Here is a 14,464-nt window from a genome sequence, read left to right as displayed (position 1 = left end):
ATGTGGTCTCACTCTATTTTTAGTTATGCAGCTCAGTTATGTAACTTGACGCCGAAGCGCAGCGCGATGCCCAGGCCGATGGCCACCAGGGTGATATTGATGAAGGACAGCGCCGCCACTAGGTCGGTCGAGCCGCCGGCCCACAGCGATACCAGCATGGCACCGATCACTTCCGTACCCGGCGAAAGCAGGTACACGCCCGTCGAATATTCGCGCTCGAAGATCAGGAAGACCATCAGCCAGGCGCCCAGCAAGCCGTATTTGATCAGCGGCAGAGTCACGTCGCGCGTCACCTGGCCGCGGCTGGCGCCGACGGCGCGCGCCGCCTCTTCCAGTTCCGGCCCCACCTGCAGCAGCGCGGTGGAAATGAGGCGCATGCCATAGGCCATCCACACCACCGAATACGCCAGCCACAGGGCGAAGATGGTCGAGCGCACTTCGCGCAACACGGGGATCACATGGCCGCTCAGCCACAGGGCCACGCCGTTGTCCATGCCCTTGAGCATGCCGTCGAGCCAGGCCGGCACGAACAGGAACACCCACAGGAAGGACAGGCCGGCCAGGAGACCCGGCACGGCGCGCGGCACCAGTACGCTGTAGTCGAGCAGGCGCGTGATGCCGTCCTGCTTGCGGTGCATGGCCAGCGCGATGAAGCTGTAGCAGCCCACGGCCAGCGCGCCGCCGACGACGCCGATCAGGATGGTGTTGACGATGCCGCGCACCAGCGAGGGCTGGTCGAAAATGTCGCGGAAATGCTGCAGGGTCAGCACGTCGGCCAAATGCACGCCTTCGCCCCAGTACTGCACGAAGGAGCGCAGCACGATGCCCGTCAACGGCAGGATGATGGTGAAGATCAGCCAGCCCGCCAGCAAGGCAAACGCCAGCCACTTCCAGCGGCCCAGCGGCATGGCCTTGCTGCGCGCGCCCTTGCCCTTGATCGACACATACTTGTTGGCCGACTTGAGCAGCCAGCGCTGTATCATCACCAGCGGCATGGTCACCATCACCAGGCAGACGGCGACGGCGGCCATCAGGTGATACGACGGCGTACCGAGCTTGTTCGTCAGCTTGTACAGATAGGTCGGCAGCACCAGATGGCCTTCCGGATCACCGAGCACCAGCACCAGGCCGAATACTTCGAAGCCGAGGAAGAACACCAGCACGCCCGCATACGCCAGCGCCGGCATGATCATCGGCAGCGATACATTCAGCATCACCTGGATCGGCGAGGCGCCCGCCACGCGGGCCGCTTCTTCGACGTCCGAGCCCAGGCTTTTCAGCGCTGACGAGGCATACAGATAGACGTGCGGCACGTGCGTCAGGCCGGCGATGATGACGATGCTGGTGAAGGAATAAATATTCCAGGGCACGAAGCCGAGCAGCTCCTTGGCCCATATCGAGTAAAAGCCCACAGGCCCCATCGACACGACGTAGCCAAAGCCCATCACCATCGGCGAGACAAAAATGGGGACCAGCAGCATGGGCGCCACCCAGCCGCGGCCCGGCAAATCGGTGCGCACCATCAGGAAGGCCAGCATGCCGCCCAGCGGCACGGCGATGACGGTCAGGCCGAAGGCCAGCATCAGGCCATTCTTGAAGGCCATCGAGAAATCGGGATCATCGAAGATGAAACGATAGGAGTCAAAGCCGAATTCGCGCACAGGCATGAAAAACGGCGCGTTCAAAAAGCTCTGATAAAAAATCAGGAACAGCGGCAGGAAAATGGCGATCAGCGTGATCGTCACAACCACGCCGCGCGACCAGTTCAGGCGCGACAAGGGAGAGCGCGACCGTGCAGGCAGCGGCAAGATGGCAGTTTGCATGATGAATCCAATGAATGAAGGGTGCGGCGTGCGCCCGCAAGCCAGGCTCGCGGGCGGCCAAGACGGCGTTGGCTATTCCTACTTCTTGCCGGCGGTCTCTTTCCATTGTTTCAGGAACGCCATGCGCTTGGCAGGTCCCAAAAATTGCAGAATGATCGGGTGCACGGGGATCGGCTTGACGTTGGCCGCGCCGATGACCTTGATCAAGTCGGCCGACGTGGTTTCGCCCGTGACATCGGCGCGGATCGCGAACAGCTTGGCGCCGTTGGCGATGATGGTCTGGCCGCGGTGCGACAAGATGTAATCGAGCCACAGCTTGCTGGCGTTGACATTCTTCGCATTCTTGTTGATGAACTGCACGCGCGACAAAATCAGGGTGTAATCCTTGGGCAGCACCACGCCGATCGACGGGTCGGTCTTGGCGCGCACCAGGGCGTAGGAGCCCAGCACGTTGTAGCCGATCAGGTTTTCACCCGAGGAGATACGCTCCATCATGGTGCCCGTCGACGACTGCACGCGGACCTTGGCCGCACCAAACGCGTTTTCCAGCGCCAGGAATTGCGGGTATTCCTTGGCATCCTGCGCCATGAACATGAAGCCCACGCCCGATTTTTCGATGTCGTAGGTGGTGACCTTGTCCTTGAATTTCGGCGTGGCGATCAGCTTGACAAAGTCATCGTGGTTCTTCGGCACTTCCTTGGCATCGAGCAAACGCTTGTTGTAGACGATGGCAGCCGGCTCGAACGTGGTGCCGTAAGCCTGGTCGTCCCACATGGCCCAGCCGGGAATCTTCGCCGCTTCGACCGACTTGTATTTCAGGGCGTAGCCGTCCGAGGCCAGGCGCATCTGCAAGTCCATCGCCGACGACCACATCACGTCGGCCGTATTGCCGCCTGCGGCCACTTCGGAAATGAAGCGGTTATACACTTCGGTGGAATTCATGTCGTTGTATTCGACCGAGATGCCCGGATACAGGGCGCTGAAATCCTTGATCAGCGGCGCGGCGGCCTTGCTGTCGGTGGCACTGTAGATCACCACCTTGCCTTCCTTCTTGGCCGCGTCAATGATCTTCTGGTAGTCGGCTGGATAGCCGGTCGGCACTTGCGCGAAAGCGGCGCCGGCCAGGCTGGCAAACGCGGTGGCAAGGGCGGCTTGAAGCAGTGTCTTGGTTTGCATGGGGTTGTCTCCGTCTATGAATAGGTTTTTTAATAGGATGTCGTTCAGCGCATCAGGCCAAGCTCATTCGCCTGCCTGGCATACTCGTCGACCGCCTTCTTGACATACGCGGTCAGCTTCGGCCCCGTCAGGGCGAATGGGTACAAGCCAGCCTGCGCGCGCCACTCGGCAAACTGCGGCGTGGCCATGGCGCGCTCGAACGTGGCCACCCAGCGCTGGTAGTCCGCCTCCGGCACCTGGGGTCCCATCCACACGCCGCGGATGATGGGCCAGACCACGTCGAAGCCCTGCTCGCGCGCCGTCGGCACGTTCGCCAGCACGCCGGGCAGGCGTTTTTCCGACAGCACAGCCAGTACGCGCGCATGGTTGGCGCTGGCGTTCAGCGTGGCCTCCGACGTGTCGCCCGAGACCACCTGCACGTAATCGGCCTGCATCGCCGTAAACACTTCGCCGCCGCCTTCGAGTGCGACAAAACGCAGCACTTTCGGATCGATGCCGGCATGGCGCGCCAGCAGCGCCATCTTCAGCCAGTCCTGGCTGCCGATAGTGCCGGAGACACCGATCAGCACCTTGTCCGGATGCTGGCGCAGCGCGGCGATCAGGTCGGCCAGGGTCTTGTAGGGCGAATCGCTGCGCACGGCGATCATGCCGTAGTCGGCGCCCAACGCCGCCACCCAGCGCACATCGCCCGCCTTGGCATTGCCGAACTTGCCCTGCGCCAGATTGAGCAGCGAGCCGCCCGAAAAGGCCACCAGGGTGTTGGGCTCCGCGCGGCGCCGTTGCGATGCCATCGAATGCCAGGCCACGGCGCCGATGCCGCCAGGCAGATAGCTGATGCGCATCGCCGATCCTGCAGACGTGGCTGCCACGCCCTCCTGCGCCAGGCCTTTTTTCGCCAGCTTGCAGGTCAGGTCCATGGCGCCGCCCGGCTTGGAAGGCACCACGCACTCGGCCGGCGTGGACACCTGCGCCGCCACAAGGGCAGGCAGCAGGCACAGCAGCGACAGGAACAGGGAGCGCAGCATCGTCATGGCTTAGAAGCGGTGCTGGATACCGGCGATCAGGCCGCGCTGCGTGTCGCCGAAACCGGCATCGTCACGCGACAGGCTGACCAGCTGATTGTGCTTGGCCTTGGCGTAGGCGCCGGCCACGTACAGGTCAGTGCGTTTGGACAGCGCATAGCGCACGCGCGCCACGTACATGATCGGGTCGGCATCGAGATTGGCGGCCACGTTTTTCACGTCCTGGTAGTAAATCACGCCCGTCAGGGTGATGACCGGCGTGGTCTTGTAGCTGACGCCGCCCCAGTACAGGGTGCCGCGCACGTCGGCCTTGCCGGAGGCAACCGGATCGAGCTTGTAGTCGCGCGCCGCCGCCTGCACTTTCCACGGGCCGTCGTCATACATGGCGCCCAGGTGGTACACGGTGGTCTTGTCGCGCGCGCCGCCGGCGATGGCAATGCCGTTCACCTGTTCATACGTGGCCAGCAGGCTGACAGGACCGGTCTTGTAGGTGACGGCCGTCGACAGCTTGGCGCTGTCCGAATTACCCGTCGTCTGCTCGCCGAAACCGTACGACGCGCCGTAGCTGAAGCCGCCCGTCTTGCCCGAGTACTTGACCATATTGTCGAAGGCCGTCGTCATGCCGTACTGACCTTGCACAGCCTTGCCGCCCGCTGTCGCCCACGAATAGAAAGGCGCGTAGCCCATCGGATCGAACGGCAGCACGAAGTCATACACGGTGGTAAACGAGCGCCCCAGCACGACGCGGCCAAACGCGCCTTCCAGGCCCACGTTGGCCTGGCGCTTGAACAGCGCGCCATCGGCGGCGCCCGTGTCGACCAGAATGCCGCCTTCCAGATTGAACACGGCCTTCAGGCCGCCACCCAGGTCTTCGCTGCCCAGGATGCCCCAGCGCGACGTGTTCATGCCACCCGAACTGACTTGCGTCATCGAGCTTTTGTTCGGACCGGCGTTGCTGGTGTTGCTGATACCGGCGTCCAGGCGACCGTACAGGGTGACGTTCGACTGGGCGTGGGCACTGCCGGCTGCGGCGAGCACCGCCATGGCGGCCAGCGAGAATGCAGTTTTGTTCATGTAACGTGTCTCCCTTAGATATATTTATTGGTGATATGCCTGATCCATTTCATGAATCAGGATCACACTATATGAGTGCCATCCTTTCAATTCGCTTTCAGACTGACAGGTGTCGCCCGCCAGCCACAAGGGATATCAACATATTCATCGCCTCCCCTGCCGGCAGGCTTACACTGCATCATTTCAACGAATGGCGGAGACCATGCGCATATTATTAGTGGAAGACCATCTGGAGCTGTCGCACTGGCTGGCAAAGGCCCTGCGCGACGCGCACCTGACGGTGGAGACCGCCCACAATGGCGCCGATGCCGACGCCCTGCTGCATACGCAGGAATACTCGTTGGTGCTGCTCGACCTGACACTGCCGAAGATGGACGGCCTGGACGTGCTGCGCCGCCTGCGCGCGCGTGGCGGCACGCGTGGCAAGACTCCCGTCATGATACTCACGGCGCGCGGCGGCCTCGATGACAAGGTACAGGGCCTGAACCTGGGCGCCGACGACTACATGGCCAAGCCGTTCGAACTGGCCGAACTGGAAGCGCGCGTAAAAGCCCTGCTGCGCCGCAGCCAGGGCAACGAAGCGCTGGTGCACACCTGCGGTACGCTCAGTTTCGACACCGTCACGCGCATGTTCAGCTATGCCGGCGCCCCGTTCCCCCTGACGCCGCGCGAACACGCGGTGCTCGAGGCGCTGATCACGCGCTCCGGGCGCGCCGTATCCAAGGAAAAGCTGTTCGACGAAGTCTTCGCGCTGGCCGACGACGTCAACCTGGACGCCATTGAACTATATATCCACCGCGTGCGCAAGAAGTTGGAAAACAGCGTGGAAAACGGCGTGGAAAACGGCACGCCCGACGGCGCCGTCATCACCACCCTGCGCGGCATCGGCTACCTGCTGCAGCCGCGCAGCGCCACGGCGCCGGCCACGCCAAAATGAGCGTACGCGCCCCACGCCTGCCCCTGTTCGAGCGCCTGCGCCGGCGCTGGGCGCTGGGCCGGCCGCTGGGCAGCCTGCGCAGCCAGTTGCTGCGCTGGCTGCTCATCCCGCTGGTGATGCTGGTGCTGCTCGATGCCGTCTTTGTCTACCGCAACGCGCTCGACGCGGCCGACATGGCCTACGACCGCTCCTTGCTGGCGTCGACGCGGGCGCTGGCCGAGCGCGTCTCCATCGTCGGCGGCAAGGTGGTGGCCGAAGTGCCCTACGTGGCGCTCGACAGCTTCGAGACCGACACCCTTGGCCGCATCTACTACAAGGTCACGGGCATCAATGGCGAACTGGTCTCGGGCTATGGCGATTTGCCGCCCGTGCCGAAAAACGTGCCCCGCTCGCAGAATTATCCGGCTCTGGTGCGCTTTTACCACGCCGATTACCACGGCAAGCCGATCCGCATCGCCGCCCTGCTGCAACCCGTCTACGACGACTCGATGCGCGGCATCGCCCTGATCCAGGTGGCCGAAACGCTCGATGCGCGGCGAGGATTGTCGAACCAGATCCTGTTCGATACCCTGAGCTGGCAGGCAGCGATGATACTGGTGATGGGCGCCCTCGTGTGGTTTGCCGTGCGCCTGGTGCTGCGGCCGCTGATGCGCTTGAAAACGGAAGTCGAGACGCGCACCCTGTCGGACCTTTCCGACGTCGATCCCACGCTGGTGCACAAGGAAATGCGCCCGCTGGTGAGCGCCATGAACGGCGCCATGTCGCGCCTGCAGCAGCTGATCGCCAGCCAGCGCCGTTTCATCGCCGACGCCTCGCACCAGCTGCGCACGCCGTTGACGGTGCTGAAAACCCAGGCCGAACTGGCCATGCGCGAATGCGACCGCCAGGCCGGCACGCCGTCCGACATGGCCGCCCTGCGCGACATCGTGCGCTCGATCGCCGCCACCACCGATTCGACCGTGCTGCTGGCCAACCGCCTGCTGACCCTGGCGCGCATCGAGCATGGCGGCGACAGCCTGACCATGGATACCGTCTCGCTGCGCGACGTGGCGCAGCAGGTAGGACTGGAAATGGCCATGGCTGCCGTCGGCAAGCATATCGACCTGTCGCTGGAAGCGCCGGACGACGCGCCCGTGCATGGCCAGGCGTTGCTGCTGCACGAACTGCTGGCGAATCTGGTCGACAACGCCCTGCGCTACACGCCGCAGGGCGGCAGCGTGATCCTGCGCGTGCGCGCGGGCGGCCATGGAAACGAAACGGTGCTGGAGGTAGAAGACAGCGGCAAGGGCATCCCGCCGGCCGAGCGCGAACGCGTGCTTACACCGTTCTACCGGGTCGGCGCGGCGCTCGAGAGCAACCCGGGCGGCGCCGGGCTGGGCCTGGCCATCGTGCGCGACATCGCCGCCCTGCACGGCGCGCGTCTGGAACTGGCCACGGCGGCCAACGGACGCGGATTGAAGGTCAGCGTGCATTTCGCTGCAGCGCAAGTCGATGCTAAGATCACGCCCTGAGATTTTAATGAAGGCCAACCGCCATGATGACCAAAGAAGACGTAACCGAACTGTTCGCCAATATCGCCGAGAACGCGCCCTGGGACCTGTCCCAGCCGCTGCTGTGGGGCTATTACTTCACCAACCCGACTTCCGAACCGCTGGAGCAGGCCGCCACCCTGCTGGCGCTGCAGGGCTACCGCCCCGTGGAACTGTACCAGCCGGAACTCGACGACCCGGCCGCCGCTCCCGTGTGGGTGCTGCACGTGGAAAAAGCGGAAGTGCACAGCGTCGACAGCCTGCATGCGCGCAATGGCGAACTGATGACGTTTGCCCAGGAAAACCAGCTGGCCAGCTATGACGGCATGGATGTCGGCCCGGTCGGCGCGCCCGACGTGCCGCAGCTGTAAGACAGTCTGCCCATGAAAAAACGGCGCCCGCGGGCGCCGTTTTGCATGCAGCCTTGTGAAAATCAGCTCAGGTTTTCCAGGCGGATCTTGGTGACCGTGCCCACGACGCTATTCAACGCTTCCATCTTTTCGATGGCGGCGGTGACGTTCTTTTCCTGCGTCTGGTGCGTCAGCATGATGATGTCCGTATGCGTCTCGCCCTCGGCCGGCTCTTTTTGCAGCATGGCGTCGATCGAGATGCCGCGTTCGGCCAGGATGCGCGTCAGGTCGGCCAGCACGCCCGGCTGGTCGGCCACGTGCATGCGCAGGTAGTAGCTGGTGGTGATTTCCGACATCGGCAAAATGGCGATATCGGTCATCGCGTTCGGCTGGAACGCCAGGTGCGGCACGCGGTGTTCCGGGTCGGCCGTGGCCAGGCGCGTGATGTCGACCAGGTCGGCGATCACCGACGAGGCGGTCGGCTCGGCACCCGCGCCGCGGCCCGAGTACAGGCTGGCGCCGACGGCGTCGCCGTGCACCAGCACCGCATTCATGGCACCTTCCACATTGGCGATCAGGCGCTTGGCCGGGATCAGGGTCGGATGCACGCGCAGCTCGATACCTTCCACGCCATTCACGGTGGCGCGCTTGGTGATGCCCAGCAGCTTGATGCGGTAGCCCAGCTGCTCGGCATAGCGGATGTCGACGGCATTGAGGTTGCTGATGCCTTCCACGTAGGCCTTGTCGAACTGCACCGGGATGCCGAAGGCGATGGCCGACATGATGGTGGCCTTGTGCGCGGCGTCGACGCCCTCGATGTCGAAGGTGGGGTCGGCTTCGGCGTAACCGAGTTCCTGCGCCTGTTTCAGCACGGTGGCGAAATCGAGGCCCTTGTCGCGCATCTCGGACAGGATGAAATTGGTGGTGCCGTTGATGATGCCGGCGATCCATTCGATGCGGTTGGCCGTCAAGCCTTCGCGCAGCGCCTTGATGATGGGGATGCCGCCGGCAACGGCCGCTTCGAAGGCCACCATCACGCCCTTGTCCTGGGCGGCAGCAAAGATTTCGTTGCCATGCACGGCCAGCAGGGCCTTGTTGGCCGTGACCACGTGCTTGCCGTTGGCAATCGCCTGCAGCACCAGGGTTTTTGACAGGTCGTAGCCGCCGATCAGTTCGACAACGATATCGATCTCGGGATCGTTGACGATCAGGTGCGGGTCATTGACGACCTTGCAGGCACCGGCGACCAGCGCTTCGGCGCGCGCCACGTCGCGCACGGCGACGGCGACGACTTCAATGCCGCGTCCCGCGCGGCGCTTGATTTCTTCCTGGTTGCGTTTCAGGACGCTGAACGTGCCGTAACCGACATTACCCAGGCCCAGCAGGCCGATCTTGATGGATTTCATAGTTGTGCTTGACTGCTCATAAGTGGCGCCCCCTTGGGCGGCGCCAGGTTGATCGGTATGGTTGATCGAGATTGCTGCTGGCGGCTTTAGCCCCGGCCGTGACGCTTGCGGTAACCTTCGAGGAAGCGCGCAATGCGTCCCATGGCATCGGTCAGGTCATCGGAGTTGGGCAGGAAGACGACGCGAAAATGGTCGGGCGCGATCCAGTTGAACCCCGTGCCCTGCACGATCAGGACCTTGGCCTCGGCCAGCAATTCATAGGCAAACTGCTGGTCGTCGGCGATCGGATAGATCTCCGGGTCCAGGCGCGGGAACATGTACAGCGCGGCCTTCGGCTTGACGCAGGTGACGCCCGGGATATCGGTCAGCAGCTTGTGCGCCAGGTCGCGCTGTTTCAACAGGCGACCGCCAGGCCCCACCAGGTCTTGTATGCTCTGGTAGCCGCCTAGCGCCGTCTGGATGGCAAATTGCCCCGGTGCATTGGCGCATAGCCGCATCGAGGCCAGCATGTTGAGGCCCTCGATGTAATCTTTTGCGTGGCGCTTTTCGCCCGACACCACCATCCAGCCGGAACGGTAGCCGCAGGAGCGGTAATTCTTCGACAGGCCGTTCATGGTAATGAACAGCACGTCGTCGGCCAGCGAGGCGATCGACACGTGCTCGGCTTCGTCGTACAGCACCTTGTCGTAGATCTCGTCGGCGAAAATGATCAATTGGTGCTGGCGCGCCAGTTCGACGATCTGCAGCAGCACGGAAACCGGGTACAGCGCGCCGGTGGGATTGTTCGGGTTGATGACGACGATGGCTTTCGTTTGCGGCGTGATCTTGCGGCGCATGTCCTCGATATCGGGATACCACTCGTTCTGCTCGTCGCACACATAATGCACGGGATTGCCGCCCGACAAGCTGACGGCGGCCGTCCATAATGGATAGTCGGGCGCCGGTACCAGCACTTCGTCGCCACTGTTGAGCAGCGCATTCATCGCCATGACGATCAGCTCCGAGGCGCCGTTGCCCAGGTAAATGTCATCGATGGTCACGCCGGCGATATTCTTGCTCTGCGTGTAGTGCATGACGGCCTTGCGCGGCGCGAACATGCCTTTCGAATCCGTATAGCCGGCCGCATTCTGCAGATTGAGCATCATGTCGCGCACGATTTCATCGGGCGGATCGAAGCCGAATACGGCCAGATTGCCGATATTGAGCTTGGTGATCTTGTGGCCTTCTTCTTCCATTTGCCTGGATTTTTCCAGGACCGGGCCGCGGATGTCGTAGCAGACGTCCGCCAATTTATTCGATTTCTGAATCGGTCGCAAAATAAATCCCTGTCGTGATGCGGCGCGGCCGGCCTACGCTTGCAGCATGAAAGCCGCGCCAGAACTGTGAACCCGTGAAACTCCAATGCGAAAGACTGCAAGGCGAAAACAATCATTCTCGCCGAAAACAGGCCATTTTATCAAATTAAACATGGCGAAGCCCGGCATTTGACGCCGATTCTGCCACGCCGGACCATCCGGACGACAATCCGGCAGGCGCCATCTTCATCTTCCCTTAATCTTGCAGCATTACCATGGCGCAAGCATGCACCGCCACTGTGGCGCCGAACATTGCAATTTGGAAAGGATATTGCTTTTCAATCGCTCTTTTCTGTCATTTATGGCATGCTTACGCCCTTGGCCGCGGCACGCAGTTTTGGCCGCGCGCGTACCGATCAACCGACACGACCAGCCCCCCGATATCGCCATGAAACTCCATGCCAGCAGCACCCAACAATACCAGACTGTCACCGGCTATGACGAAAACGGCGTCGAGATCAATGCCCAGCCCTACAACTACAGCCTGATCGTCATGCCGGAAATGCCGCCACGGGCGTGGGAAGTGGGCAGTTTCGAACAGCTGAGCGAGGCGCATTTCGCGCAAATCCTGGCCGATGCTCCCGACGTGGTCATCCTCGGCACGGGCGAGCGCCAGCGTTTCGTGCATCCGAAGCTGACGGCCGCGCTGACCATGCGCCGCATCGGCGTCGAATGCATGGATAGCCAGGCCGCCTGCCGCACCTACAACATCCTGATGGGCGAAGGCCGCAAAGTCACCCTGGCCCTGATCCTGGCTCCGGGCGCAGGCAGCGCTGCATGAAAATCAATGTCAACGAACTGCACAGCTCGCGGCTGCTGATGTGGTCCCTGCTGGGCATCTTCATCGTCGTCACCCTGTATGCGCTGGGCGTACGCACCCTGGTCCCGCCCGACGAGGGCCGCTATGCCGAGATGGCGCGCGAAATGTTCGTCACGGGCGACTGGATCACCACGCGCCTGAACGGTATCAAGTACTTTGAAAAACCGCCGCTGCAAACGTGGATGAATGCGCTGACCTTCGCCGCCTTCGGCCTGGGCGAATGGCAGGCACGCCTGTGGACTGGCCTGTGCGGCATCATCGGCGTGTGCATGACGGCGTACGCAGGCAAGAAAGTGTTCGGTCCGCGCGTGGGTTTGTATGCGGGCCTGGTGCTGGCGTCGAGCCTGTTCTGGCTCGCCTCCGGCCAGATCAATTCGCTGGACATGGGCCTGTCGGGCATGATGACCCTGACCTTGACCAGCCTGTTGATTGCCCAGCGCGACGACGCCACGGCGCGTGAGCGCCGCAACTGGATGCTGGTATGCTGGGCAGGCATGGCGCTGGCCGTGCTGGCCAAGGGCTTGATCGGCATCGTCTTGCCGGGCGCCGTGCTGGTACTGTATTCGTTGTGCGCACGCGACTGGCGCATCTGGACGCGTTTGCACCTGGTCAAGGGCTTGCTGGTGTTCTTTGCCATTGCCACGCCCTGGTTCGTGCTGGTCGCCTTGCGCAATCCGGAGCAACCGCACTTCTTCTTCATCCACGAACATTTCCAGCGTTTCCTGATGAAGGGCCACAAGCGCGAAGGCGCCTGGTACTACTTCCTGGTGCTGCTGATTCCCGGCATGCTGCCATGGATAGGCGTGCTGCCGCAAAGCCTGGCCGCCGCTTTCCAGCGCCAGGAAGGCGCCTTCCAGCCCCGTTTGATGCTGCTGGTCTGGGCCGTCTTCATTTTCTTCTTCTTCAGCTATTCGACCTCGAAGCTGCCTGGCTATATCGTGCCCATCTTCCCGGCGCTGGCATTGCTGGTGGGGCTGTACCTGGAATCGGCATCGCGCCGCCAGCGCATGCTGGCCGCCGGCCTGCTGTGCGTGCTGGGCGCGGCCATCCTGATCGGCGGACCGATCGCGTTCGGCAAGGCCAGCGCACGCGACGCGGAAGCCTTGATCGCGCTCAAGGGCTACCAGCCATGGCTGATGGCGGCCGGCTTCTTCGTTCTGGCCGGCGGCGCACTGGCCTTGCTGCACGCGCGCCAGTTGCGCCGCGACATGACCGTGCTGACGATCGCCGGCGCCGGCTTCCTGGCCACGCATTGCATCCTGGCCGGTTCCGAACTGTATGGCCAGAACCGCGCAGGCTCCGACATGCTGCCGCAGATCCAGGCCGAACTGACAGCCGATACCAAGCTCTATTCGGTAGGCATTTATGAACAGTCGCTGACATACTATCTGCAGCGGCCGGTGATCCTCGTCGATTACTGGGATGAGTTCACGTTTGGCCTGAAACAGCAACCTGAACTGTCTATTCCGACCATCGAGCCTTTCATCACACAGTGGACGAACGATGCCAACGCCGGCGTGCGCGACATGGCCATTATCAGCCTGAATCGTTACAAGGACTTGCAACAACGTGGCGTGCCCATGCGTGTCATTGCCGAAGATGCGCGCCGCATGGTCATTGCCAACAAGTAAATATTTAAAGGGCGCGGGACAGCACGGATCGCCCCCCGGTCAGCGTGCCCCGCCCCCGCACCAGCAGGATTTTTCACCGTTGAAGGGGCTGCGCCGTCATACTGACGATATAAAATAGCCATGCCTGCCGGCGGCCTTTGACCGCATTGGCAACCTCGGCAACGCCGATACCCTGACACAATACAGACCCAAGAACCGCGCCCATGACCTCTACCCTGCCCTTTTTGCCTTTTTCCAAACCCACCATCGATGAAGCGACCATCGCCGCCGTCGGCGAGGTGCTGCGCTCGGGCTGGATCACCAGCGGCCCGAAAGTGCAAGCCTTCGAAGCCCAGCTGTCCGAGTATTTCGGCGGGCGCCCCGTGCGCACCTTCAATTCGGGTACTTGCACCATGGAAATCGCGCTGCGCATCGCCGGCATTGGCCCCGGTGACGAAGTCATCACCACACCCGTGTCGTGGGTAGCGACGGCCAACGTCATCATCGAAGTGGGCGCCACGCCCGTGTTTGCCGACATCGACCCCGTCACCCGGAATATCGACCTCGACAAGCTCGAAGCGGCCATCACGCCACGCACCCGCGCCATCATCCCCGTCTACCTGTCGGGCCTGCCTGTCGACATGGACCGCCTGTACGCGATTGCTGAAAAGTACAATTTAAGGGTCGTGGAAGACGCGGCGCAAGCGTTCGGCTCCACCTGGAAGGGCAAGCGCATCGGCGCGTTTGGCGACTTCGTCTCGTTCAGCTTCCAGGCCAACAAGAATATCACCACGGGCGAAGGCGGCTGCCTCGTCCTCAACAACCTGGAAGAAGCCAGGCTGGCCGAGAAATACCGGCTGCAAGGCGTGACGCGTAGCGGTGTCGACGGCATCGACGTCGATGTGCTCGGTGGCAAATACAATATGAGCGACATCATGGCCGCCATCGGCCTGGGCCAGTTCGCCAATATCGACGCCATCACGGCCCACCGCCGCGCCTTGGCACGCCACTATTTCGCGCAATTCGGCAGCGATTTCGAAGCTGCCAGCGGCGCCCAGTTGCCAGTGCAGGACTTTGAAAACAGCAACTGGCATTTGTTCCAGATCATCCTGCCCGACAACGGCCCCGGCACGCGCGCCGCCTTCATGCAGCAAATGGCGCAGCAAAACGTGGGAACGGGCTATCATTACGCACCGATCCACTTGTTTACCATGTACCGCGAACGCGGCTTTACCGAGGGCATGTTCCCCGTCTCGGAAAAGATCGGCCGCCTGACCGTGACCTTGCCGATGTTTTACGCCATGACGACACAGGACGTGGAACGCGCCGTCGCCACCGTCAAATCCATTCTCATCAAATGAG

12 protein-coding genes are annotated in these 14,464 nt (G+C 62.5%); 6 read left to right on the top strand and 6 right to left on the bottom strand.

Annotation, left to right across the window (positions count from 1 at the left end):
- Nucleotides 1–32: 32 nt before the first annotated feature.
- From ACQ4WL_RS18600 to ACQ4WL_RS18585, 4 genes are all read right to left on the bottom strand, one after another.
- Nucleotides 33–1,823: an ABC transporter permease gene (locus ACQ4WL_RS18600; RefSeq protein WP_436511064.1), complete on the bottom strand. Its 1,791-nt coding sequence runs from the start codon at nucleotides 1,821–1,823 to the stop codon at nucleotides 33–35.
- 78 nt (nucleotides 1,824–1,901) lie between these two features.
- A complete protein-coding gene (locus ACQ4WL_RS18595; RefSeq protein WP_436511063.1) occupies nucleotides 1,902–2,999 on the bottom strand; it encodes an ABC transporter substrate-binding protein in 1,098 nt (365 codons plus the stop codon).
- Between the two features lie 44 nt (nucleotides 3,000–3,043).
- Complete coding sequence (locus ACQ4WL_RS18590; RefSeq protein ID WP_436511062.1) at nucleotides 3,044–4,030, bottom strand: Bug family tripartite tricarboxylate transporter substrate binding protein; 987 nt, start codon at nucleotides 4,028–4,030, stop codon at nucleotides 3,044–3,046.
- 3 nt (nucleotides 4,031–4,033) lie between these two features.
- Complete coding sequence (locus tag ACQ4WL_RS18585) at nucleotides 4,034–5,095, bottom strand: porin (protein WP_436511061.1); 1,062 nt, start codon at nucleotides 5,093–5,095, stop codon at nucleotides 4,034–4,036.
- 202 nt (nucleotides 5,096–5,297) lie between these two features.
- On the opposite strand from ACQ4WL_RS18585, the gene ACQ4WL_RS18580 reads away from it, so the two are divergent.
- From ACQ4WL_RS18580 to ACQ4WL_RS18570, 3 genes are read left to right on the top strand one after another with little or no spacing between them, the layout of a single operon-like run.
- Entirely contained in the window at nucleotides 5,298–6,032 is a 735-nt protein-coding gene (locus ACQ4WL_RS18580; RefSeq protein ID WP_436511060.1) for a response regulator, read from the top strand.
- On the top strand, nucleotides 6,029–7,543 hold the full coding sequence (locus ACQ4WL_RS18575) for a sensor histidine kinase (protein ID WP_436511059.1): 1,515 nt from the start codon (nucleotides 6,029–6,031) through the stop codon (nucleotides 7,541–7,543). Before ACQ4WL_RS18580 ends, ACQ4WL_RS18575 begins: the two co-directional genes overlap by 4 nt.
- 23 nt (nucleotides 7,544–7,566) lie before the next feature.
- Nucleotides 7,567–7,932 (top strand): ribonuclease E inhibitor RraB, encoded by a 366-nt coding sequence (locus ACQ4WL_RS18570; RefSeq protein ID WP_436511058.1) that lies wholly within the window; start codon nucleotides 7,567–7,569, stop codon nucleotides 7,930–7,932.
- Nucleotides 7,933–7,994: 62 nt separating this feature from the next.
- Here the strand turns inward: ACQ4WL_RS18570 and ACQ4WL_RS18565 are convergent, their stop codons facing one another.
- Nucleotides 7,995–9,317: a homoserine dehydrogenase gene (locus ACQ4WL_RS18565; RefSeq protein WP_436511057.1), complete on the bottom strand. Its 1,323-nt coding sequence runs from the start codon at nucleotides 9,315–9,317 to the stop codon at nucleotides 7,995–7,997.
- A gap of 86 nt (nucleotides 9,318–9,403) precedes the next feature.
- Entirely contained in the window at nucleotides 9,404–10,633 is a 1,230-nt protein-coding gene (locus tag ACQ4WL_RS18560) for a pyridoxal phosphate-dependent aminotransferase (RefSeq protein WP_436511056.1), read from the bottom strand.
- Nucleotides 10,634–11,060: 427 nt separating this feature from the next.
- Here ACQ4WL_RS18560 and ACQ4WL_RS18555 point away from each other — a divergent pair, with 427 nt between their 5' ends.
- The 3 genes from ACQ4WL_RS18555 (at nucleotide 11,061) to ACQ4WL_RS18545 (ending at nucleotide 14,463) form a co-directional block, all read left to right on the top strand.
- A complete protein-coding gene (locus ACQ4WL_RS18555; protein ID WP_436511055.1) occupies nucleotides 11,061–11,453 on the top strand; it encodes an Mth938-like domain-containing protein in 393 nt (130 codons plus the stop codon).
- On the top strand, nucleotides 11,450–13,123 hold the full coding sequence (locus ACQ4WL_RS18550; RefSeq protein WP_436511054.1) for a glycosyltransferase family 39 protein: 1,674 nt from the start codon (nucleotides 11,450–11,452) through the stop codon (nucleotides 13,121–13,123). Before ACQ4WL_RS18555 ends, ACQ4WL_RS18550 begins: the two co-directional genes overlap by 4 nt.
- Before the next feature lie 203 nt (nucleotides 13,124–13,326).
- Nucleotides 13,327–14,463: a DegT/DnrJ/EryC1/StrS family aminotransferase gene (locus tag ACQ4WL_RS18545; protein WP_436511053.1), complete on the top strand. Its 1,137-nt coding sequence runs from the start codon at nucleotides 13,327–13,329 to the stop codon at nucleotides 14,461–14,463.
- Nucleotide 14,464 lies beyond the last annotated feature (1 nt).

Origin of the sequence: Janthinobacterium kochi (assembly GCF_051380715.1) — a bacterium.
Taxonomy (GTDB): Bacteria; Pseudomonadota; Gammaproteobacteria; order Burkholderiales; family Burkholderiaceae_D; genus Janthinobacterium.
This window is presented reverse-complemented; position numbering and strand designations above follow the sequence as displayed.

Coding starts and splice junctions, on each gene's coding strand:
- ACQ4WL_RS18585 (WP_436511061.1), bottom strand. CDS start 5,095: ATGAACAAAACTGCATTCTCGCTGGCCGCCATGGCGGTGCTCGCCGCA.
- ACQ4WL_RS18580 (WP_436511060.1), top strand. CDS start 5,298: ATGCGCATATTATTAGTGGAAGACCATCTGGAGCTGTCGCACTGGCTG.
- ACQ4WL_RS18570 (WP_436511058.1), top strand. CDS start 7,567: ATGATGACCAAAGAAGACGTAACCGAACTGTTCGCCAATATCGCCGAG.
- ACQ4WL_RS18555 (WP_436511055.1), top strand. CDS start 11,061: ATGAAACTCCATGCCAGCAGCACCCAACAATACCAGACTGTCACCGGC.
- ACQ4WL_RS18550 (WP_436511054.1), top strand. CDS start 11,450: ATGAAAATCAATGTCAACGAACTGCACAGCTCGCGGCTGCTGATGTGG.
- ACQ4WL_RS18565 (WP_436511057.1), bottom strand. CDS start 9,317: ATGAAATCCATCAAGATCGGCCTGCTGGGCCTGGGTAATGTCGGTTAC.
- ACQ4WL_RS18545 (WP_436511053.1), top strand. CDS start 13,327: ATGACCTCTACCCTGCCCTTTTTGCCTTTTTCCAAACCCACCATCGAT.
- ACQ4WL_RS18590 (WP_436511062.1), bottom strand. CDS start 4,030: ATGACGATGCTGCGCTCCCTGTTCCTGTCGCTGCTGTGCCTGCTGCCT.
- ACQ4WL_RS18595 (WP_436511063.1), bottom strand. CDS start 2,999: ATGCAAACCAAGACACTGCTTCAAGCCGCCCTTGCCACCGCGTTTGCC.
- ACQ4WL_RS18575 (WP_436511059.1), top strand. CDS start 6,029: ATGAGCGTACGCGCCCCACGCCTGCCCCTGTTCGAGCGCCTGCGCCGG.
- ACQ4WL_RS18600 (WP_436511064.1), bottom strand. CDS start 1,823: ATGCAAACTGCCATCTTGCCGCTGCCTGCACGGTCGCGCTCTCCCTTG.